Source organism: Streptomyces asiaticus (genome assembly GCF_018138715.1).
GTDB classification, from domain to species: Bacteria; Actinomycetota; Actinomycetes; order Streptomycetales; family Streptomycetaceae; genus Streptomyces; species Streptomyces asiaticus.
The window spans coordinates 12,135-32,848 of the sequence record NZ_JAGSHX010000003.1; the positions used below are offsets into that span (position 1 = coordinate 12,135).

Annotated in this window: 17 protein-coding genes and 2 pseudogenes; 8 read left to right on the plus strand and 11 right to left on the minus strand. The window is 70.1% G+C overall.

Translation table 11 applies throughout. The features are described from left to right. Nucleotides 1-21 precede the first annotated feature (21 nt). From KHP12_RS06800 to KHP12_RS06825, 6 genes are all read left to right on the plus strand, one after another. Entirely contained in the window at nt 22-843 is an 822-nt protein-coding gene (locus KHP12_RS06800; RefSeq protein WP_308016582.1) for a TnsA-like heteromeric transposase endonuclease subunit, read from the plus strand. Then, complete coding sequence (locus KHP12_RS52805) at nt 840-2,822, plus strand: Mu transposase C-terminal domain-containing protein (protein ID WP_211831593.1); 1,983 nt, start codon at nt 840-842, stop codon at nt 2,820-2,822. Before KHP12_RS06800 ends, KHP12_RS52805 begins: the two co-directional genes overlap by 4 nt. After that, entirely contained in the window at nt 2,816-4,909 is a 2,094-nt protein-coding gene (locus KHP12_RS06810; protein ID WP_211831592.1) for a TnsB C-terminal domain-containing protein, read from the plus strand. The genes KHP12_RS52805 and KHP12_RS06810 overlap by 7 nt, the downstream gene beginning before the upstream one ends. Continuing rightward, entirely contained in the window at nt 4,906-5,943 is a 1,038-nt protein-coding gene (locus KHP12_RS06815) for a TniB family NTP-binding protein (RefSeq protein ID WP_211831591.1), read from the plus strand. Before KHP12_RS06810 ends, KHP12_RS06815 begins: the two co-directional genes overlap by 4 nt. A gap of 26 nt (nt 5,944-5,969) precedes the next feature. Further along, nucleotides 5,970-6,854 carry a TniQ family protein gene (locus tag KHP12_RS06820; protein WP_308016583.1) on the plus strand — a complete coding sequence of 295 codons (885 nt, stop codon included), beginning with the start codon at nt 5,970-5,972 and terminating at the stop codon, nt 6,852-6,854. 354 nt (nt 6,855-7,208) lie between these two features. Next, nucleotides 7,209-9,050, plus strand: a complete 1,842-nt coding sequence (locus tag KHP12_RS06825) for a hypothetical protein (RefSeq protein ID WP_211831992.1) — start codon at nt 7,209-7,211, stop codon at nt 9,048-9,050. 287 nt (nt 9,051-9,337) lie between these two features. Here the strand turns inward: KHP12_RS06825 and KHP12_RS06830 are convergent, their stop codons facing one another. The 4 genes and pseudogenes from KHP12_RS06830 to KHP12_RS06845 form a co-directional block, all read right to left on the minus strand. Continuing rightward, the gene (locus KHP12_RS06830; protein WP_086883748.1) at nt 9,338-10,390 is read right to left on the minus strand and encodes a PIN domain-containing protein; all 1,053 of its coding nucleotides are present in this window, start codon (nt 10,388-10,390) and stop codon (nt 9,338-9,340) included. A 177-nt stretch (nt 10,391-10,567) separates the two neighbouring features. Next, on the minus strand, nt 10,568-10,957 hold the full coding sequence (locus KHP12_RS06835; protein WP_211831993.1) for a hypothetical protein: 390 nt from the start codon (nt 10,955-10,957) through the stop codon (nt 10,568-10,570). A 499-nt stretch (nt 10,958-11,456) separates the two neighbouring features. Beyond that, nucleotides 11,457-11,818, minus strand: a pseudogene (locus KHP12_RS06840) (transposase); the annotation flags it as partial. A 205-nt stretch (nt 11,819-12,023) separates the two neighbouring features. Then, on the minus strand, nt 12,024-12,656 hold the full coding sequence (locus KHP12_RS06845) for a restriction endonuclease (RefSeq protein WP_086883751.1): 633 nt from the start codon (nt 12,654-12,656) through the stop codon (nt 12,024-12,026). A 429-nt stretch (nt 12,657-13,085) separates the two neighbouring features. Between KHP12_RS06845 and KHP12_RS06850 the strand changes: the two are divergent. Then, a pseudogene (locus tag KHP12_RS06850) lies at nt 13,086-14,653 on the plus strand (FMN-binding glutamate synthase family protein). Nucleotides 14,654-15,072: 419 nt separating this feature from the next. Here KHP12_RS06850 and KHP12_RS06855 read toward each other — a convergent pair. The 3 genes from KHP12_RS06855 to KHP12_RS06860 form a co-directional block, all read right to left on the minus strand. Then, a complete protein-coding gene (locus KHP12_RS06855) occupies nt 15,073-15,228 on the minus strand; it encodes a DUF6131 family protein (protein ID WP_086883752.1) in 156 nt (51 codons plus the stop codon). Between the two features lie 342 nt (nt 15,229-15,570). Beyond that, a complete protein-coding gene (locus tag KHP12_RS52285) occupies nt 15,571-15,699 on the minus strand; it encodes an LPFR motif small protein (protein WP_014057601.1) in 129 nt (42 codons plus the stop codon). Nucleotides 15,700-15,918: 219 nt separating this feature from the next. Further along, a complete protein-coding gene (locus KHP12_RS06860) occupies nt 15,919-16,224 on the minus strand; it encodes a hypothetical protein (RefSeq protein ID WP_211831994.1) in 306 nt (101 codons plus the stop codon). A gap of 511 nt (nt 16,225-16,735) precedes the next feature. On the opposite strand from KHP12_RS06860, the gene KHP12_RS53275 reads away from it, so the two are divergent. Beyond that, the gene (locus KHP12_RS53275) at nt 16,736-17,104 is read left to right on the plus strand and encodes a hypothetical protein (protein ID WP_372455177.1); all 369 of its coding nucleotides are present in this window, start codon (nt 16,736-16,738) and stop codon (nt 17,102-17,104) included. A 51-nt stretch (nt 17,105-17,155) separates the two neighbouring features. On the opposite strand, the gene KHP12_RS06870 is transcribed toward KHP12_RS53275, so the two are convergent. From KHP12_RS06870 to KHP12_RS06885, 4 genes are all read right to left on the minus strand, one after another. Beyond that, complete coding sequence (locus KHP12_RS06870; protein ID WP_086883754.1) at nt 17,156-18,850, minus strand: CocE/NonD family hydrolase; 1,695 nt, start codon at nt 18,848-18,850, stop codon at nt 17,156-17,158. Continuing rightward, the gene (locus tag KHP12_RS52810) at nt 18,850-19,260 is read right to left on the minus strand and encodes a Rossmann-fold NAD(P)-binding domain-containing protein (protein WP_086883755.1); all 411 of its coding nucleotides are present in this window, start codon (nt 19,258-19,260) and stop codon (nt 18,850-18,852) included. Before KHP12_RS52810 ends, KHP12_RS06870 begins: the two co-directional genes overlap by 1 nt. 28 nt (nt 19,261-19,288) lie before the next feature. Beyond that, on the minus strand, nt 19,289-19,432 hold the full coding sequence (locus tag KHP12_RS06880; RefSeq protein ID WP_167442631.1) for a hypothetical protein: 144 nt from the start codon (nt 19,430-19,432) through the stop codon (nt 19,289-19,291). A 267-nt stretch (nt 19,433-19,699) separates the two neighbouring features. Then, a complete protein-coding gene (locus tag KHP12_RS06885; protein ID WP_167442632.1) occupies nt 19,700-20,641 on the minus strand; it encodes a LysR family transcriptional regulator in 942 nt (313 codons plus the stop codon). Between the last annotated feature and the right edge of the window lie 73 nt (nt 20,642-20,714).

Consider the following 20,714-nt stretch of genomic DNA (forward strand, 5'->3'; position numbering starts at 1 on the left):
GTATGGCGTTGTGTGGAGTGCGTGATCATCGACAGCAGCCAGGACGGCTTATCTGCCGTCGCGGGCAGGGCGTGCCGAGTGCCGGAATCAGGGGCGGTGGAGGCGGAGTTCGCCGGGGCGGACGGCACACTCGTACAACGCCGCTGGGTCGAAGCCGCCGTGGCCGTCCGGTTCGAGCAGCTCCAGCCGGTGACGGCCTTCCCAGTGGTGCCCGGGCGCAGGTGGGGGCCGGGCTGGTGGTGGTCGGCCACCACGGCCGGGCATGTGATGCACGGCTCGCAGGCGATGTGCACGCAGCTGATGGTCCTGGACCGCGATCCGCAGGTGGTGGGGCTGTCGGCGCGGCCGGTGCGGCTGATCTGGCGTGATCCGGACAGCGGGCGGGTTTTGACGTGGGTGCCCCAGCTGTTCGCCCGTTACGCCGACGGGCGCGCCCTGCTCGCCGACTGTCCCGCCACGTCCGAGCCCGCCGGGGAGCGTGCCGCGCGGGCGGCCGCGGTGCTTGCTGCGGCGTGTGAGGCGGTGGGGTTCACCTACCGGCGCCTGGTGCCGCCGGAGAAGGTGGTGGCGGCGAATGTGCGGTGGCTGGCCGGCTACCGCCACCCCCGCCACCGTGACGCAGGCGGTCTGGAGCAGGCGGTGCTCGAGGCGTTCGCCGCCCCGCGGCCGCTGATGGCCGGGGCCGCGGCGGCGGGCGAGGTCCTCACGGCGCTGCCGGTGGTCTACCACGCGCTGTGGAGTGGGCGGCTGACCGCAGACCTGATGCGGCCGTTGGGCGAGCACACCCGTGTCTCCCCCGCCCCGGCCGCAGGCGACAAGCGGCAGGAGCAGCACGCGAGGTGAGCAGGAACGGTGCAACCGCCCCCGGTGGGCGGCATCTTGAGGTGGGCGCACAGGTCACGTTCGAAGACCGCACCTGGCAGGTGGCCGCCCTGGTCGGCGGCCGGGTGCACCTGGTTGCCGACGACGGGGCCACCGCCTGCGTCGTGGCTGCCTATCTGGTGGCCGCGCCTGGCTTCTCGGTGATCGGCATGGCCGCCGTGGCGCCTCCTGCCCCGGCCCTGTGGGAAGCGGTGCCGCTGGCCGCTCAGGAGCGTGCCCTGGCCTGGCAGCGGCACATCCGCGAGGTCGAAACCGGACTGCCTGACGCCCCGGAAAAGTGCGGTGTGCCCCGGCCGGAGTACGACCCGCAGCGCTTCACGCTTGCCGAGCGGGAAGGGGCCAAGGCGCGTGAGCTCACGGCGCTGGGCTGGGCCCGGGTCAGCCGGACCACGGTGCAGCGGATGCGGCTGGTCTACCGGCGGCAGGGGCTGTGGGGGCTGGTCGACAAGCGCCACCTGCGCGCCCCGTCCACTACCGGGCGTACTGACGAGCGGGTGGTGGCCGCTGTGCTGGAGGCCCTGCGCCGACGCCGCGGCCGCAGGAAGACCACCACCCGGCAGGTCATCGAGTTGGCTGAGCAGATCGTGGCGGACACCTACGGGCCGCACCGGGTGAAGCTGCCCGCCCGCTCGTCGCTGTACCGGCTGGTGAAAGCGCTGGCGGATCCGGCCGAGCCGCCGGGCAGTGCGGCGCGCACCGCCACCGGCCCGGCCCGTTGCGGTGGCCCGCCTGCTGTGTTGCGGCCCGCCGAGCGGGTCCACATCGCCACCGCCCGCCTGGGTCTTGAGGCGGTGGGCGAGGACGGGGGTGTGGTGGAGGTGGCGGTGACGGCCGCGCTGGACGGGGCGAGCGGCTGTGTGCTGGCCGCCGTGCTACACCCGTTACAGGCCCAGCCGGTTCAGTTGTCGGTGCTGCTGGCCGAGATGGCCGTGCCCAGGCCGCTGCGCCCGGGCTGGCCGGCCCTGCTGGAGCAGGCCTATGCGGGCGGGCCGCCCGGGCGGCTGATGTCCCTGCCCGCACGGATCGAAGCCGCCGCGGCGCATCCGGCGGCCGTGCCCGAGACGCTCGTCGTCGACCGGTCCCCGGCCGCCGTCACCTCCGCTGTGCTGGCCGTGTGCGAGAGCCTGGGCGTCAGCCTGGAGACGGTGCCGCCCCGGGCGGCGGACGCCCGGGGCGGCGCGGCGCGCACGCTGGGGGTTCTCGCCGGACTGTTCGCACGGCACGCCGCCGCGGCCCGGCCGCCTGCCGCCGTAACAGAAGAGAACGAAGACACCGAAGAGGACGGGGCGTACTGGAGCCTCCTGCAGCTGCAGGACCTGCTGGACGAATGGATCACCGCCTGCTGGCACCACCGCCCCCAGGAGCAGCTGCGCCATCCGCTGCTGCCCCGGGCGTCACTGGCCCCGCAGGAGATGTGGGAGGTGCTGCTGGGCGCGGCCGGGAACGTGCCGCTGCCGCTGGGCGGACAGCACTACGGCGAACTGCTCCCGGCACGCCGGTGCGCGCTCACCGAATCGGGCATCCGGCTGGGCGGGCGCCGCTACGACGATGCGTGCCTGGACGAACACCGCGGCCGCGGCCAGCGGTGGGAGGTCCACCACCACCCCTACGATCTGCGGCAGGTCTTCATCCGGCTGCCCGACGGCCTGCTCCATGCGGTCCCGTGGACGCAGGGCGAGCACACCCTGCGCCCGTTCGACGAGACGGTCCGGCGCCGAACCGGCAGCGTCCTCGCGCGCCGCGGCGCGGGCGCGCAGCCGGGCAGCGAGAGGGCCAGCTGTTTCGGTGAGGCAGGGCGCGTTGGAGACTTCATGGCTGTGCACGGGATCGTCGGTGACGTGGTGCACGATGCCGGGGGGGACGACGCCCGTGGCCAAGTGACCCCAAAGTCCAGCGGGTTCGGGGTGTATGACGCCGGGGCGGAGGCCGAGCAGTGGTGAGCACACCCGGCCGTACGGCACGGGCCGTGGCCGCCCCCGCAGTCCGGCAGGTGAAGCTGGGTGCGTATGTGACGTTCGAGGGCCGCGCCTGGCAGGTGACCGCCGTGGCCGGGGCGTCGGTGCGGCTGGTCGACGAGCACGGGCAGACCGCCTCGGTGCTCGCCTCGTTCCTGTTCGCCGACCCCACGTTCGCGGTAGTCGACTCCCCTACCGCCGGGGTACCGCCGTGGGGGCTGCTGGAGGCGGTGCCCGACCGTGAGCGGGAGCGGGCTCTGGCCTGGCAGCGGCACATCCGCGAGATCGAGACCGGGCTGCCCGGCGGCCCGGGCAGCGGCGGGATACCCCGGCCCGAATACGACCCTGAACGGCGGTCGATGGCCGAGCGGGAGCAGGCCAAGGCCGACGAACTCGCGGCGTTGGGCTGGCCGCGGGTCAGCCGCGCCACCGTGCGCCGCATGCGCGCCCGCTACCACGCGGGCGGCCTCATGGGACTGGTCCCCCGCCGCAAACCGACCCGCGCGACGGGCCGGGCCGATGAGCGGGTGGTGGCCGCCGTGCTGGAGGCGCTGCGCCGCCAGCGCGGCCGCTCCAGGGGCACGCTGAAGGGGCTTAGGGAGCTGACCGGACAGATCCTGGCCGACACCCACGGGCCGGGCGCGGTGGCGCTGCCGACGCCGTCGACGTTCAACCGGCTGGCGCGGGTACTGGCCGACCCGCTGGAGCATCCCGGCCGCCCGGCCCGCACCGCCACCACTACGCCGACGCGGCCCCTCAGGCCGACGGTGGCGCTGCGGCCGGGCGAGCTGGTCCAGGTCGACACCACCCGCCTGGACGTGATGGCTGTCGGCGAGGACGGCCGCCCGGTACGCCCGGAGCTGACCATCGCCCTGGATGTGGCCACGCGGTCGGTGGTGGCGGCCGTGCTGCGCGAGGAGAGCACGAGGGCCGTGGACGCGGCCCTGCTGCTCGCCGAGATGGCCGTGCCCCACCCCGCAAGGCCCGGCTGGCCCGGCCAGCTGCGCCTGGCCCACGCCGCCGTCCCCTACACCCGGCTGCTGGCCCTGGACTCGCGGCTTGAGCAGGCGGCGGCACGCCCTGTGGTGGTGCCCGAGACGATCGTCATCGACCGCGGCAGGGTCTTCGTCTCCGCCGCGTTCCTGGCCGCCTGCGAAACCCTCGGGGTGAGCGTGCAGCCCGCCCCGCCGCGTTCCCCGGCCGCCAAGGGCGCCGTCGAGCGGACGTTCGGAAGTATCAACACGCTGTTCGCACAGCACGTCGCCGGCTACACCGGCTCCCACGTCCTGCAGCGCGGCGGGTCGGTGGAGGACGAAGCACGCTTCACCGTGGCCCAGTTGCAGGAGCTGCTGGACGAGTGGGTCACCGCGTGCTGGCAGCACCGCCCCCACGACGGGCTGCGCCACCCGGTCCTGCCGAAGAAGGCGCTGGCCCCGAACGAGATGTGGGGCGCGCTGCTGGGCGCGTCCGGGTACGTGCCGCTGCCGCTGACCGGCGCCGACTACCTGGAACTGCTGCCCGTGCGCTTCCACCCCGTCACCGGCCGCGGCATCCGCATCAACTACCGCACCTACGACCACGCCTGCCTGAATGAGCACCGCGGCCGCCCCTCCCCCACCGGGCCCGGCGGCAGGTGGGAGGTCCACCTCAACCCGCACGATGTGCGGCAGATCTACATCCGTCTGCCCGACGGCTGCCTGCACGAGGTCCCGTGGATCCACCGCGACCACGTCCACGCCCCGATGGGCGAGACCGCCTGGCGCCACATCCGCGCAGCCGTCAACCGGCGCGCAGGCCGCGAGCGGCACGAAGCCGACCTGGCCGAAGCCGCCGACCAGGTCCTGCGCCATGCTCGCCCCCAGCCCGCTCCCGCCGCTCCCGTCGCAGCAGCAGCGGCGGGAGCGACGGGACCGCAGACGGCGGATGACCACGCGCAGGCCCAGGACAGTCTCGACGCCATCGAAGCGCACGCCCCTGACGCTGACGGCAGGCCCGCCGACAGCGATGAACTCTCCTTGCCGACAGGCCGATTCGCGCTGTACGACGCCTTCAAGGAGGCCGAACACTGGTGACCAGCCCCGACACCACCACACCCGCCGCCGAACAGACATCCCCGGCAACGGTCACCACCTTCGACGCCTTCGCCCACTTCGCCCACGCCGCCCCGCCCGCACCCCCGCAGCCGGGCCAGCCACCATGCTCGCTGGAGGAACGCCTGGCCTACCACTCCCAGTTCGTCACCGTGCGCACCCCCGCCATCGAGAACCTCTCGCGCAGCGTGCGCACCCTGATGATCCTCGGCCGCCACCAGCACGTCACCGCCCGCCCGTCCCTGATCGTCACCGGCCCGGCCACCACCGGCAAAACCACCGCCCTGCTCGAGGTCGGCCGGACCTGCCACCTGGCCCACACCCGCCGCGCCCACCCCCGCGACCACAGCGTGCCCGTCGCCTACGTACTGGTTCCGCCGGGCGCCACGGCCAAGACCCTGGCCGGCGAGTTCGCCCGCTACCTCGGCATCCCCGTCACCACCCGCATGACCACCGCGCAGATCACGACCGCCGTCTGCCACACCTACACCGCGGCCGGGGTAAAGCTGGTGCTGATCGACGAGATCCACCGGCTCAACCCCCGCACGTCCACCGGCGCGGAGGCGGCCGACTGGCTCAAGGACCTCACCGAACGCGTCGCCGCGACGTTCGTGTACGCGGGCATCGACGTCACCGCCAGCACGGTGTTCACCGGGGTGCGCGGGGCGCAGCTGGCCGGGCGGGCCTCTCTGATCGACTGCGGGGCGCTGCCCGCCCGCGCCGGCGGCCGTGAGCCCTTCCGCGAGCTGATCGCCGCTCTGGAACAGGCCCTCGACCTGCACGCACACCGGGCGGGCAGCCTGCCGAAACTGGCGCCGTACCTGCACGAGCGGACCGCCGGACGGATCGGCAGCCTGTCCCGCCTGCTCCGCCAGGCCGCGATCGAGGCCATCCTGGACGGCAGCGAGCGCATCACCAAACCGCTGCTGGACACCATCGCGCTGGACCACCTGGCCGAGGAGCACTACCGGCCCCGCGCCCCAGCGAGCCGCCGTACCCGGCCCAGCAGCCGGTGACCGCCCACGCCCCGAGCAGCCCTGCGGTGCGAGCCCGCACGATGTGGCCGTCCCCGCCCGGCGCGCTGCGCGTACAGCCGCTGCCCCGCGAGTCAACAGCCTCATACCTCACCCGCCTCGCAGCCACCTATCAGCTGACCGTCGACCAGCTCCTCGACGGCCTGCACATCGCCGCCACCGGCACCTTTGCGGCCCCGCCCGCCACCGACATCCACCTCAGCGCCGAAGCCACCCGCCGCCTGTCCGCCTTCACCCGTATCCCGCCCGCACACCTCAACCGCGCACTGCCCCGCCAGCCCCCGCCCGCCAGTATCGGCATGGCCCACGCCGCCCTCGCCCGCTGGCAGCCCCTCCAGCCCGCGGTCCAGCCGCTGGCGGCGTGCACCGCCTGCACCGCGCACCGCAGCCCGCACAAGGCCGTCCCCGCGTGGATCCACCCGGCGCCCGACCTGCCCCGGGCCATCATCTGCACCCGCCACCAGCAGGCCTCCAGCGATCCCCGGCACCCCGCCCCCCTCAACATCCACCCCCTCCCCGAGCTCACCCGAACCCGCCCAGGCGCCCGCCACCGTGCGACCACGGCCTCCCTGAGCTGGGCATCGACGATCACGACGCGCTGGTACGACCACCATCAGCACCTGCACGCGCGTTGGCACACACGCCTGAACCGCCTCACCGATGCCAACCCCCACATCCCCCAAGGCCCGGCCTCCCCAGCTCTGACCTGCCGGAACCTGATCACCTACCCCGAAACCCTCACCCTCGCCGCGGCCCTTGACCGCCTACCCCCGCACCCCCTGACACGCGCGCAGCAGACCGCCTTCCTCCACCACCTCGCGGGCCGCCTCCAACTGCCCCGCTTCGCACCCGCCGACCACGACCTGCTCTGGCAACGCCTGCACGCCCGCTGAATCGCACGCTCCGTCGCCGCCCCGGCCCCAGCACAACGGCCAACGACTCCCGTACCTATAGGCGCGCCAACCACACTGCGCAAAGATCGGCACCACACTCAGCTGACTGCGCAACACAAACAGCCAGCTCAGCCCACGCACCACCGGTCGCCCACGCCCCGACGCCGCACAGTGCTCCCCGCCGGAACAGAAATACCGCCCAGTACAACTGAGCAACAGCAGGTCACAACAAAGATCAATAAGCAGGCTCAACAGCTACGCCACAAGGACCTGCTGGCGTACTCAAGAGCCCGCGATGATCTGCAGTTCTCCGATGTCTTGACCCTCGAGCGGCAGACACCCGAGAGCTTGGGGGTGGATGACCTGCTGACGCGGTGCCGGCAGGTCACGCCCGTGGGACTGAGCCGGATGTCCCTGACACCCCGTCCCGTGTGGGTGGGCACCAACGGTGTCGACGACTGGCTGCAGGAAGCCGGTGCGGCAGCCCGCGACCTGGGCCGCAACGTCTACGTCCTCTGCGAGCACAAGAGCGTCGCGGACGCCGCCCTGTTGTGGAACCTGCGGGCCCTGCACGGCTGGTCCCACATCGTGCCGATCGGCCTGCCGGTGTCGCGTACCCCGGCTGGGGAACTGGACATCGCCGAAGCGGAAGCAAGGATCGAAACCGTCGCTCGTCAGCCGTTCTGGGTGACCGGCGCCGCGCCCATGATGGTGCTCACCTCGACCACACTGCCGCACGAGGACCTTGAGGCTGTAGGGCGTCGTCTGCCCCACCGTCCGGTTTACGCCCTCAGCCCTTCCGATGTACTGGTCCCCACTCCCGCGCCCCTGGCCCGGAGTTCCAGCATGCCGCTGACCTTCGCCGCCGGCCGCGCGCTGGCGCCGACACTGACCGAGGACGACCGGGAGGTACTGGCTCTGGTGAACACGGACCAGTCGGTCCGTGTCACGGTCGAGGTCGACCGGCAGCCGCTGCCTTCGTTGGTACCGCTACGCGGTGGGCGCTGGTCGGTGTACCCGGCGTACGGCGGGGGCGGCGCGATCGTCAGTGCGTCAGGGGCGGGCGTTGCCGAAGTGCAGTGGCCGCAGACGTGGACCCTGCTGGAGGCGGCCGCGCGTGAACACGGTCTGACGGTGCGAGAGTCCGTTCCCGGCCAGCATGCCGTCGCGCTGGCCGAACTCGCCGGCGGTGCGCACGGGGTTCGCTGGCTGGCTCATCGCGGCCTGCTCTCACTGCTGTACTCCACTGCGGCAAGCACATCCATGAGCTGGTTCAAGGCGCGGGCGGATCGTCTGGCCAGGGAAGTAGCCGCAGCTCAGGAAGATCCCGACGCCGCGATGGCGCAGTTCTCCGAACTGCTCGCGGACATCAACGTCAGCCATGATGCCGAGACCTCGGGCGCATTCGATCTCAGCTCCCTCAGCAAAGCGCTGGGCGGGAAACGCTCGGTCGCGGAAGCCTGGCTGCGGTGGGCACTGCAGCGGCGCCTCGTCCTGCGTGTCGTCCAGCTCATCTGTGATCACTGCGGCTTCAAAGTCCTGCGCCCGGTGGAGCAGACCGGCAACGCCGGCTGTCCACGATGCGGCCGCACCATGGTGGACCCGTTCGCCCTGACGTCGCTGACGTTCCGTTACCGTCTGGCCGAGCCCCTGCGACGGTCCATCGACGACGATTCCGTCTACCATGCCTTGATCATGCGCTGGCTGATCGCGGCGTTGGCGAACCGGCCAGGCTTCCTGGTGGGCGCGCACCCCGGAGTCGAGTTCTACCGCGGGAAGCAGCAGATCGGCGAGGCCGACATCGTCCTGCTTCTGGCAGACGGCACCGTCATTCCCGCCGAGGTGAAACGGCACGGCCGCCAGCTGACCGAGGGCGAGGTGGGTAAGGTCCGCTCGATCGCCGACGCGCTGCAGTCACCCACCGTGCTTCTTGGGGCGGGAGACAGCAGCGACGACTGCCCTCAGGCCCTCGCGCATGACCGCGATGACGGCACCGCCCGCGTCATCACCAGCGAATACTGGCTCACCCCGATCCCCCGGCCCGCCATCGACGGCTCAGGCCTGCCCCGCTGGAACAGAGACAACAACCGTCCCCCCGGCACCCTGCACGACCACGAAGAAGCCTTCTGCAGCTTCATCGAGGACGCCAGTGCCCGCGCCTTCGGCACACACGACCCCGTCCGCGACCTGTTCTGACGTGCGGTGCACCGGCGGTTTCCGCTGCCTCCACCAGCGCAGGTCGTCCGGCCAAGACGGTCGCCGGCCCCGCCCGGGCAAGACCTCGCACCGGACGGCGTGTTGACATGATGCGATCGTCCGGGCGACACCGTGGAACGCAGCCATGGAGCCCGACCACGCCTGGTCCGCACGGGTTCACTGCGGTTGCCCGGCGCGCACAGCCAGTTGGAGCGCTGCCGCACATGCCTGTCCCCAACCATTACAGCGGGCAGGCCTTCCAGGCGCCGCCACCTGACGCGGACCGGCTACCTCTGTACGGGGCGGCCGACCGTCCACAGGTCACCCGGGGCACGGCCGAACGCGGCGTGCGCCGTCATGTTCCGCCTCAGCTGCGCGGCGGAGACCATGTGCCCACGCCGGGCGAGCGCGTCACGCAGTTCGCCGGGTGTCAGGGGCTGGCCGCACCGCGCGAGGTAGCGGGCCGCGACCTGCTCGGTGGTGGGACAGGCCGGGGGCTCCACCACCACAAGCGAGTCGCTGAGCGTCTGATGCTCGGTCATCCCGGCTTCGGCCAACTCCAGCAGCGGCTTCGCCACGTCCCCCAGCCGCGACAGGCGCCGCCGCCAGTTGTCCCGGGCCAGCCAGCCGTTCGTGTAGCACCACCACAGCAGCCCGCCCACCACGACCGTCGCGGCCAGCGGGTTGCGTCGCGCGAGGACCGCCAGGCGGTGAACACCCCCGCCGAACAGCCGCAGGGTCCAGTCGAGGACCACCAGCGCGTTCGCGGCGGTGGCCTCCAGGCCAGCCATGCGCATCACGCTCTGGACGACAGGGATCCACTCGATGACGGCGAACCCGAAGCGGGAGAAGACGCTGTCCTCGGTGACGATGACACACGGCCCCAGGAACTCCGCGAGTGCCATGGTGGGTGCGTCGTCCGGGTCGCCCTGGTACTTCTTCGGCAACTCCGGGTCGACGTGCAGGATGCGCCGGGTCTGCGGGGACAGGTGATCGCGAATCTCCAGATCGACCACACGCAGGGCAGGGAGGATCTGTGCCCCGAGGAGACGGCGTACGTCGCGTTCTGCCACCTGGTAGTCAGCTGCCAGCCGGGGCAGGTGCTCCTCGATCTCGCCGGGAACGTGTGCCGCGATGTACGGAGTCGCGCGACCGGTACCGGCCAGCGCCATCACCTTGTCGTGCTGGTACCCGTTCTGGACCAGCCAGCAGGCATGTGTCAGCAGCGCGTTGGTGTCCAGGACCGGCAGCAGCATCCGCCGGTCCAGCACCATCGGGTTGAACGCCGATCCGGAAGGGACCAGCAGTGGCGGTGCCGAAACAGCACGGTCAAGCGTCATGGATCAAGTGTCGCCACCGCCACTGACATCCGGGCAGGATTTTCCGTCCGGCACCGGTCCGGCCCTCCATCTGGTCGACAGCAGCCGGAGCCGTTCCACAACGTCTAGAACCCGCCCGGTCTGCGGAGAGCGCACGGAAGAGCCCCATGGATCCGCGTGACAAAGCCTCTCACCTGTTCAGACCTCATCGAAGAGATACTTGCCGGTGGCGCCTTGGAAGGAACCGTCGCGCAGCGTGATCGCCTTCTCCACCTCGCCCATGGTCCGCTCAGCACTCAGGGCCGCGGCTTCGTCCCGGTGCCCGACGACGAACGTCGGCGCGATGGTCCACGTCACGGTGTTCAGCCAGCGGACCCAGTTCGGGCGCAGCACCTGGTGGTCGAACCCTCCGGTGCTCTCACCCAGCCAGGCCACCGTGGCGACCCGGGAGTTGAGCGGCAAATACAGGGCACGCCGCCCGCGTGCCTGACGGCGCAGCTGCGGGAGGTAGCTCCAGGCGCGGTCGTTGAGTGTGAAGCGCGGGGCTTCGGGCGGGCTGTGCAGGATGCGCCAGCGCCAGATACTCATCGGCGCCAGGCCATTTTCGAGTGCCTCGAGCCGCACTCGATGTACGTCATCACCACGGACGCCGGGCTTCCCCCCACTCGGCGAGCCACCGGTTGATCGCGAACTTGAAGTCCGGGTGACGCACTCCGGCCATGGAGGCGTACACCACCAGCCACTCTCGCTCCCCCGCTGTGTCTGTGCCGCTCTCGAATCGGCGCACCTGGAGGTTGTGCCGGCCGTACTACCATGCCGTCACAGGGCTGGCACCGGTTTCAGGCGTCTTTCCGGTGGGTGCGTCCTTTCACCTTCTGGAGATTGGGATTCAACCAATCCAGGCTTCGTCATATCGCACGGGCCCCGCAGCGCGTCACTTCATACGCCTGAATGTGACCGCTGCTTTCCTGGCATGCTGCTGTCCCCTTCGCCTTTCGGCTCCAGGTAAGCCATTGGGCCCAGAAATATCCCTCCAAATTCCTCCCGGCTGAGCCGGGGATACAACAAGGCGCCTCGTGGCGCACATGCACCGCTCGACCGTGTCGCGCTGTTTGTATGCCGCCCGGGCGAAGGCAGGTGGTCTGCCGCCGCCTTGTCCGCGCCGGGACCGGCTGGCTCGCTGGTCGGCCCGTTCCGGGATCACCGCGCGGATACCGCGTCTGCGTAGGTGGTCGCGGATCTCGCGGAGGAGTACGCCCTGTCGGCCAGGACCATGTCCGGCCTGGTGCGGGGGCGTCCACGGCGGCGGGGTACGCGTAGGCGGGCCATGACGTCGGTGAAGGCGGGTGCGTCGCCGGCCTGTCCGGCGGTGAGGACGAACGCGAGTGGTCGGCACCGGGCGTCGGCCGCGATGTGGATCTCATAGCTCAGCAGTGACCGCGCCCCGCCCGGTGGCACCCAAGAAGCACGGCTCCGGTCTACCGGATCCAGGACTTCGCCGAGCCGCCAGGAGGTCTGGCCCGAGTCCGCGAGCCGCGTTGCCCTACTGCGGTGCGTGTCCCAGGAACGCAACATCGAGCTGCGGGACATCGCCCGGCAGATCTGCGAGCGAGGCGACATCGACTACAGAGGCTCACGGGGTGGCGCCGTTGCGTTACTCCGCCCACGGAGCCGAGCCCGTGCTTGCCCACATGGCGAGCTCCTGCCCGTCGACGCACAGGATTCCGCACTGCATGGCGTACTCGGCGGCGGGCTCGGTGAACTCGCTGGTCGTGACCACCGCGGCGATCTGGGCGTCGTGGACGGCGAAGCACGTTCCGCCGAAGCGCTGAACATCCTGCGAGCCGACCTTGTGAGCCGAGCCGTATCGCTTGCACTGGATGACAATGCGCCGGCCGTCGGGGGCGGTGGCGAGGACGTCCGCGCCCAGGTCACCCCCGCCGCCCTCCACCTGGCTGACCCGGCAGCCGCCCCGTTCACACAGGTCCGCCACCGCCTGCTCAAACTCACTGGCCGTCATCGCCTCGAAGTCGGCTGCTCCGAGGGAATCCTCCTCGGGAGAAGCGAGGGCCGTACGGCGGTGGCGCATCACGACGGCGGCCAGAAGAGTGAGCAGTCCCACGGCCACGGCGGCGACAGGTTGGGCATCGGTCGCGCCGCCGGCGGCTCTTACGGTGACCCCCACCCCGAAGACAACGATGGCGATCAGCCCGAAGCAGACTGAGAGATTCCGCAGGCTGAAGGCGTACTGACGCCCGATACGCGGCCGACGGCCGGAAGTGGCCATGGATGGCGGTCCCCTCGTGTGGTGACATCAAGATCGTCACTGCCGACTGCCCCGGTACGCCCCCTCCACACCCGCTGCAAGATCAGCGGTGTGGCGGGCCGACATATCCACCGCGCATAGCGCGTCAGCTGAAGGGAAGCCGATAGTTGGGTGCCCCGCCATTTCCGCCATTCTGACGATGGGATATTTGCCATGACTTCCGCACTGCACCGCCTGGACCGGGGACTGCGCCTCATCGGGTTGTCCCGGAGGAAGCGCCCGACCGGCACCCCGTCCCGGCTCGGCCGAGGTCCCCATGGGGTGTCCGCCGTGGCGGTCATCCGGCAAGCCGTGCGCACACTTCGCACACGGTCCGGTTCGACCCGGCGGAGGTAACCGCATCGACTGGTGCGAGTGGGGTAGCCGTGCGACGTGCTGAAACTCGTATTGATGCCTGGTCCTGCCCTGACGGTGGCGCTCGACGCGGCGCTCGCGTGGTGGGTATCGCCGTGGTGGTGGCTTCTGGTCGTGGTGGCGGCGGCCATGACTGACGGCCGTGGCGGTCCGGGATGGGGTGCAGCGCGAGCACTCCGTCCTGCGCAACTATCCGCTACTGGGCCGTCTGCGGTTCCTGCTGGAGGCGCTACGGCCGGAGCTACAGCAGTACTTCATCGAGCGCGACTACGACGGTCGCCCGTACGACCGTGATGTGCGCAGCATCGTGTACGAACCGGCGAAGGGTGTGGACGCCGAGGAGCCGTTCGGGACGGAGCGGGACGTCGGAGCGGCGGGGTACGAGTTCCTGGTCCCTTCGCTGGCGCCCAAGGCCACGCCGGACCAGCCGCCCAGGGTCCGGATGGGCGGGCCGGACTGTGCCAAGCCGTACGACATGGCGCTGTTGAACATCTCGGCGATGAGCTTCGGATCTCTGTCGGCCAACGCGATCCTCGCGCTCAACCGTGGTGCGGCCCAGGGCGGGTTCGCGCAGGACACGGGTGAGGGCGGTCTTTCGAATACCATCTGCGCCACGGTGGCGATCTGATCTGGGAGATCGGAACCGGGTATTTCGGGTGCCGGACGGACGACGGTGACTTCGATGCGGCCATGTTCGCCGAGAAGGCGGCCCATGACCAGGTGAAGTGTGTTTCCCTGAAGCTGTCGCAGGGCGCGAAGCCGGGCATGGGCGGAGTGCTTCCGGGCAGCAAGGTCAACGCGGAGATCGCGAAGGTGCGCGAGGTGCCGCAGGGGCAGACGGTGGTGTCGCCGCCGTACCATCGGGTGTTCTCCACACCCCGCGAGCTGGTGCGGTTCATCGGCCGGATGCGGGAGCTGGCGGGTGGCAAGCCCACCGGCTTCAAGCTGTGCCTCACCTCGCGGCGGCAGTTTCTGGCCGTGTGCAAGGCCATGCTGAGCGAAGGCGTCACTCCGGACTTCATCGTGGTGGACGGCGCCGAAGGGGGCACCGGCGCGGCCCCGCTGGAGTTCGCCGACCATGTTGGCACGCCGCTGGCCGAGGGCCTGATCACGGTGCACAACGCGCTGGTCGGCACGGGGTTGCGGGACCGGGTCAGGGTCGGCGCCAGCGGCAAGGTGGCCACCGGGAGCGACATGGTCAAGCGGATGGCACAGGGGGCGGATTACACCAACGCGGCGCGGGCGATGATGTTCGCCACCGGGTGCATCCAGGCCCAGCGCTGCCACATCAACACCTGCCCCGTCGGGGTGGCCACGCAGGACCCCGGCGCGCCCGCGCACTGGACGTGGGTGACAAGTCGGCGCGCGTGGAGCGGTTCCAGCGGGCCACGGTGTACGGGGCGATGCAGATCATGGCGTCCATGGGCGTCCATGACCCCACCGAGCTGCGTCCGCACATGCTGCGGACGCGGGTCGCCCCCTTCACCGTCCGCTCCCACGCGGAGCTGTACGAGTGGCTGGCTCCGGGGCAGCTGCTCACCGAGCCCCCGGCGACGTGGGCCGAGGACTGGGCCGCCGCCAACCCCGGCCAGTTCACCGTCTGACCCGGCACGGCACAGGTCCGCAGACCGCAGTGCTGCGTCGTCAGATGAACGGCAGGGTCGGTATGAGCCCGTTGACCGGTTCTGGCTGGCTGCGCTGTCGGGCCTGATACCCCGCTGCCGGTGGCGTGAGGTCTTCCCGGTCACGCCGCCACACTGTTCACCTGGCATCGCAGGCTCATCGCGGCGAGATAAGACCACAGCGCGCGGCCGGACCGGGCGACCAGAGGCCAGGGCGGCGCTCCACGTGGGCAGAAGAGCCGTCGGCCACGCGGTCCGCGTCCGCTCGGACCGAGAAGCCGTCGGCCACCCCGACCGGCGACCAGCATCGGTGACCGCCGGTCGTATCGGGCTTTCCCAGTCCCGTTCGACGAGCCTACGAAGGCCAGTCCACACGTACAGCCCAGCCTTCAGCGACGGCTCTACCAGTAGTGTCGACGACCGCCGATCGCGTGGCCGAGGGCACCCAAGGCCCACAGGATCGCTCCGATGACGAGGAGGACGATCCCAATGGTCCAGAGAACGCTGATGCCGGTCACAAATCCGACGACGAGGAGAATGATCCCCAAGGTGATCATGGAGCCCTCCGCTCCTTCAGGGATGCCTCACTTCCACTATTGCCCCCGAGCAGCCTCATGGCCAACGGGCCGGGCCCCACTCCCTGACAGAAAATCCCTGACGGAAACTCCCCCACTGCGTCGAATTTCCGAGGGTCCCGGCATCCAAGAAATCGTCTGGCACTACTCGCTGATGCGTCTCACGGGCCCCGGAGGCACCACGCTCCCCAGCGGAGTAATCGTGACGATGCCGACCGCCCAAAAGGCCGCGTTTTCCGCCCACCGCGCCGCCGCCCGGCCTTTACCGGCAACGTCGATGACCTCCTCACGGCCAGGTACGGCTGGCGACAATTGCGTGCGGGTTCAGTGACGGCCGTGCGCGGTGTCCGATGCCCCGCCGAAGAGCCGAGCCACAGCCCGGAAGGGCAGCGTGACGACGGTGGCAATGGCCCCACCTATGGCCCGGATGACATCTGCAATCGCCCTGAACATAAGTACGAACCTCCATTGGGCCGCCGCAGCGAAGCCCTGGTGGCAACTGCCGCGGTATGGCCGCTCAACAAGCGCGTTCCCGATCATCAGGTGAGGAAACTGTGTCTCGCCGGGCGTTTCGAACAGAGCCGCTGACGCGCTATGGCGACACCCGATTCAGGGATCTGGTGTCGAAGTTTCTGGGCCGCAGCTTCGCTACGGTACGCGCGAACTGGTCGGCTACCGATCCGGACCGGAGATCGTCAAGCCCCGCTGGGCCGGAAGGGAAGCCTTTGGCTCCATGGCGGATGGTTTGTGCGTGCCGCCATCGGGCACCCAGGGCATTCGGTTTATCTTATCTGCCTTCGGCTCGATCGACGTCCTCGTAACAATGCCGCCTTCCAGATGGCACAGGACGCTCGCGCGCAGCGCTTCCTCCAGCCATGCCCGGCCGGGCTCGCCCGGGTCGCGGGGCCGGGCGCCGAACGCCATGAGGCGGCGCTCGACCCCACAATGGCCCGCTTCATCGGCGCGGACCTTTGCCATGGCCCGGTCGGAAGCGCGCGGGTTCCCGGAATCCCGGATCCGAAGTACGTCGAACCCGGACGCCAGTTCCCTGTATCCGGGGGCGGTCGTGCGGGTTCAGCCTTCGTGCCTGACGCCAGAGGGGTACCCGCGTTCATCCGAGCGGTGCTCCGGACCCTCCGGTGTTAGCTGGCGTGGCCGTTCACTTCGAAGCGTTGGAACAGGGCCGGCAGGAACTCCTGTAGGAGGGTTCTGGCGATGTTCCGCAGCCCTGAGTTCGTCGTGGTCGAACCGGAAGATCTCGTAGCCTCTGAGAGCGATATCTGACGGCCCAGGACGCCGAGCATTACGCACGGGCGTTCGACCGCGAGGACCAGGCGGACATGGGCCGGCGAGCACCGCTGGGTCTGCTTCCCCTTGGGCTGCTGCGCGCCTGGCGTCTGCGGCGCCGGAGCGTGACGGCGCCTTCTGTCTGATCGCCACGTGCGAGGTTCCCGAGGCCGAGACGTACGAGCCGGACGGCTTCATCGGCGTGGACCTGGGCATCGTCAACATCGCCACCACATCCACCGGCTACCAGGCCGGCGGACGTGCCCTGAACCGGTATCGCAAGAGGCAGCTTGCCCTGCGGGCCAAGCTCCAGAAGAAGCGCACCAAGTCCGCCAAGCGCCGGCTCAAGGAGCGCTCCCGTCGCGAACAGCGGCACGTCAAGAACACCAACCACATCATCTCCAAGACAGCGACCAGTCGAGCAGCCGCTTCCAGCAGCCGGATCCGGTTTCGGGCCGCGTCGGACCGCTCCTTGGCGGGATGTCGTAGATCAGGCGTCAATTCATGCTCCGGAAGCAGTCGTGTGCAGGCGCAGCGGATGAGGGCGTGCCGGTTGTGGTGGTGGTGGTGAAAAGGGCCGCTGCGGAGATCTCGTGATCTCCGCACCGGCCTTCAATACGCGTCAGTCGTCGGTGTCGCCCAGAACGGGCAGGACCAGCCGCGACTGGTGCTCGTGGTCGTGGTGAATCGTGTCGGTGCCTGCCTGCGGCGCGTAGTAGTGCGCGAAGATGGCCTCGGTGACCGGTGAGTCACCGTTGGCTATGTCGAGGCGGATCCGGTGGCCGGCCTTGAAGAGGTGCGCCATCGGCATCAGTTCGACGTCCAGCCTGTACACCCGGCCCGGTTCGAGCGGCCGCGGGTCACTGTGCGTGTGATACGGCCGCTCTTCCGTGCTCCGCACCGGATCGAGCGCGCGGTGAGAGGCGCGCAGCCAGCCGCGCGACACGATCGTGAAGGGCGTAGCCAGCTCGGGGTGCAGGTCTTGCGGCCGCGAGGACTCGTCACACACGCGCACGATCACGTTGGTGTCGAGCTGGTCGGACGACAGGTAGATCTCCAGCCGACCAGCTCCGATACTGGTGACGTCTTCGGGCAGCGGCGGTGTGCTGAACGTGAGGATCCGGGCGACCGGGTTGGGCACGCCGAGCGACGTGACGGTCGCGGTCCCCAGATGCCAGCCCGGATCAGGATAGCTGTAGCTGGTGCTGCCCGTTTCGGAGGCCACCGGCACGAGGGCGCCGTCGTTGAGCGAATAGGCTGGGCTTCCCGTGCCTGCCGCAAGGTAAAGCGACCGGTCGCGCGCCGCCGCTGGCGGCCACTGTTCGAACTCCTGGTGCTCGTCGGCGCCGGACACGTGGACCGACACCGGCGCCGTGTCGAGTACGCCGTTGTCGACACCGCGCAACCAGTAGTCGTACCAGGGCGCGAGGATCTCCTCGTGGAACTCGACGGAGTCGAAGTCGAGCAATGCCTTGGCCACGTTGAGCGAAGGCGGCCGCGCACCGGCTTCCATCCGCAGCCGCCTGACGCCGCGCACCTGCTCGTAACCGACGACGTTTCCCCTGGTGTGCAAGGAGTTCTTGCCCCAGTTGCCCACTGACAGGACGGGAATGTCGATCTCCCCAAGACGGGGGTACGCCGCCCGCGCCCGCCAGAAGTCGTCATCGGTCGGGTGCCGCAGCATCGCCTCGAGCGGCGAGGTCCGGAAGCGCAGCCCGCGGTCGGAATCGGGTCCCCACACGTGGTTCGCGCGCAGCACGAGGTCCCACGACGCGGCGAAGGTGCAGGGGATGCCGCCGTGGAACACGTTGTCACGGTAGTTGTCGACGAGCGCGTCGTAAGGAGCAATGCAGGTGAGGTGCGGCGGCTTCTGCAACGCGGCCAGCCACTGGATCATGCCGAAGTAGGACTGCCCGATCATCCCGACCTTGCCGGTGCACCAGCTCTGTGCGGCGATCCACTCGATCATGTCGTACAGGTCGGTCTGCTCCTCGGGACCGAGAAAGTCCCACTCTCCGCCCGAATGGCCGGTTCCCCGCGCGTCGGCCAGCACGTAGACGTAGCCGCGCCGCACGTACCACTCGATCGGTCCGGTCTCCCGGAACGGGAAGCTCGCGGTCACGGGCAGCCCGGCGAGCGCCTTCTGGTACCCGGAAACGGCCAACAGCGCCGGGTAGTTCGTCTGTGCCCAGTCGGCCGGGTGGTAGATGTCCACGCTCAGGCGCACCCCGTCCCGGGCGACGATCTCCACGTCCCGGGTGACCTCGACGCCCGGAGTTTCCGGGCGGAGAAAAGGCCCGGTGTTCGACGACGACATCACTGTTCTCCCGGCACACGAATCGTCCGGCCGGTGATCCAGGCGCTGTCCTCGTACACCGGGAACCGCACGACCTTCGCGATATCGTCAGGCCGGCCCGTCCGGCCGAACGGCAGCCGGTAGGTCGCCGGATCGGTCTGGTTGTGGTGCTGGTGGGCGGCGGGCCTGTCGGAGACCGTGCCACCGGGCGCGAACGCGTTGATGGTCATCTCCAGTGCGGCACGATCCGGCGCCAGGCAACTGACCATCACCGGCTTCCCCACCGCATCCGCCATGTCGGCGTCGATCGCCCATGCACGCCCGCCCCGCGTCCTCAGCACGTCAACGACATCGAGCATGGCGTCCTCACCACGGCTGAAGCTGACGACGGCCTCGGCACTGCCGAGACCACGGATGGCATCGGTGACCACCGCCCGCTTGCCGGACGTAACTCCCCTGTCAGTCATGTTCTCCTCTTGTTACGCTCGCGTTCCACCGGGCATCGAGGCCGGCGGCCAGGTACAGGAGCAAGGCATGCAACCGCCGGTCGCCGGAATCGAGCAGGGCGAGCACGTCGGCGTTCACTCCGGCGGCGAGGCACACCCGGCCTCCTCGGCGAGTTGCCGACCCTCCTCAAGGCCCTGGGTTCGGCCACCTGCCTCTGCCTGGGGCCGCGCGCGATCGACATGCCACGACCGACCGGGATCGTCCCTCGTGGAGGATCCGTTCGTCCCCAGCAGTGTCCGGTCTGGCGTCTGCGCGCGTCCAACAGGCGTCGGGTGCGGGCTGACAGCCGAGGACTGTCATAGGGGCCCGGGCCGTCCGCGCGCGGAATCAGGCCAGATGGCGGGACTGGGCCGTGCGACGAGGTCAGGGCCGGTCGACGGCCGGTAGCCACCAGTCCGTCTGCGGCGGGTTCAGCCAGCCGTGCCCGCCGGCGATCTCCTGGATCACCGTGACGGCCCTGCGCAGCGCGACGGACGTGCGGCCCGATCGCCAGAAGACCGACAGGCGGTACAAGGGCACGGGCTCGACCACAGGTCGGACCACAACGCCTTCGGGGACCGGCGCCTCCAACGGCCCGAAGGACGGCGCCTGGTAGGTCAGGACCGCTGCGTTGGCCGCCCCCCGCCCGTGGCCGTGCAGGCGCCAGCCGAAGGTCAGACCGAATTCGGCGGCCAGTTCCTCATTCCAGTTCTGCCATTCGGTCGCCTCCTCAGCCGTGTGCAGCACGAGGCGATGCCCGGCCAGTTCGCCCATCGGTACCTGCGCCCGTTCGGCCAGTGGATGGTCGGCGGGCAGAACGATGCCCACGGGCTCCCACCGCACCAGCTGGGACCGCAAGTTCGCGGGAAGTGGCTTGCCCATCCCATGCACCCGCCCGAACGCCAGATCCACCCGGCCCTCGGACACGGCCGTCACCGTCGCGGCGAACCCCTGTCCCTGAACGACCTGCAACGTGACACCGGTGAGTCGCGGGAGCAGTTCCCGGGCGACGATGCCCGAGGTGAGACCTTCCGTAATCACATCGAGGCGCAGCGGCGGGGCGCTCTCGCGTACCTCCGCCAGCAGATCGTGGGACTCAGCCAGCAACTCCCGTCCCCGGCGGACGAACAGCTCCCCCTGCGGGGTGAGTTCCACATGCCGCCGATCCCGGACGAACAGCGTGACACCCAGCCGGTTCTCCAAGCTGCTGATCTGCGCCGACAGCGTCTGCTGGGCGATCATCAGGCGATCGGCGGCGCGGGTGAAGTGCAGCTCGTCGGCAAGTACGACCGCGTAGCGCACCAATCGTAGATCGAGGTCCACCATCCGGTAACAGTAGATGACTGTTACCGGCCGCTCAAGGGTGTTGGACGCCGACTCGGCGTCCGGCTTCGAATGG

What these genes read in the sequence shown, in the direction of transcription:
- KHP12_RS06830 (WP_086883748.1), bottom strand. Translation starts at nt 10,390, where the DNA reads ATGACGCTTGACCGTGCTGTTTCGGCACCGCCACTGCTGGTCCCTTCC.
- KHP12_RS06835 (WP_211831993.1), bottom strand. Translation starts at nt 10,957, where the DNA reads ATGAGTATCTGGCGCTGGCGCATCCTGCACAGCCCGCCCGAAGCCCCG.
- KHP12_RS06845 (WP_086883751.1), bottom strand. Translation starts at nt 12,656, where the DNA reads ATGGCCACTTCCGGCCGTCGGCCGCGTATCGGGCGTCAGTACGCCTTC.
- KHP12_RS06855 (WP_086883752.1), bottom strand. Translation starts at nt 15,228, where the DNA reads ATGATCACCTTGGGGATCATTCTCCTCGTCGTCGGATTTGTGACCGGC.
- KHP12_RS52285 (WP_014057601.1), bottom strand. Translation starts at nt 15,699, where the DNA reads ATGTTCAGGGCGATTGCAGATGTCATCCGGGCCATAGGTGGGGCCATT.
- KHP12_RS06860 (WP_211831994.1), bottom strand. Translation starts at nt 16,224, where the DNA reads ATGGCAAAGGTCCGCGCCGATGAAGCGGGCCATTGTGGGGTCGAGCGC.
- KHP12_RS06870 (WP_086883754.1), bottom strand. Translation starts at nt 18,850, where the DNA reads ATGTCGTCGTCGAACACCGGGCCTTTTCTCCGCCCGGAAACTCCGGGC.
- KHP12_RS06885 (WP_167442632.1), bottom strand. Translation starts at nt 20,641, where the DNA reads ATGGTGGACCTCGATCTACGATTGGTGCGCTACGCGGTCGTACTTGCC.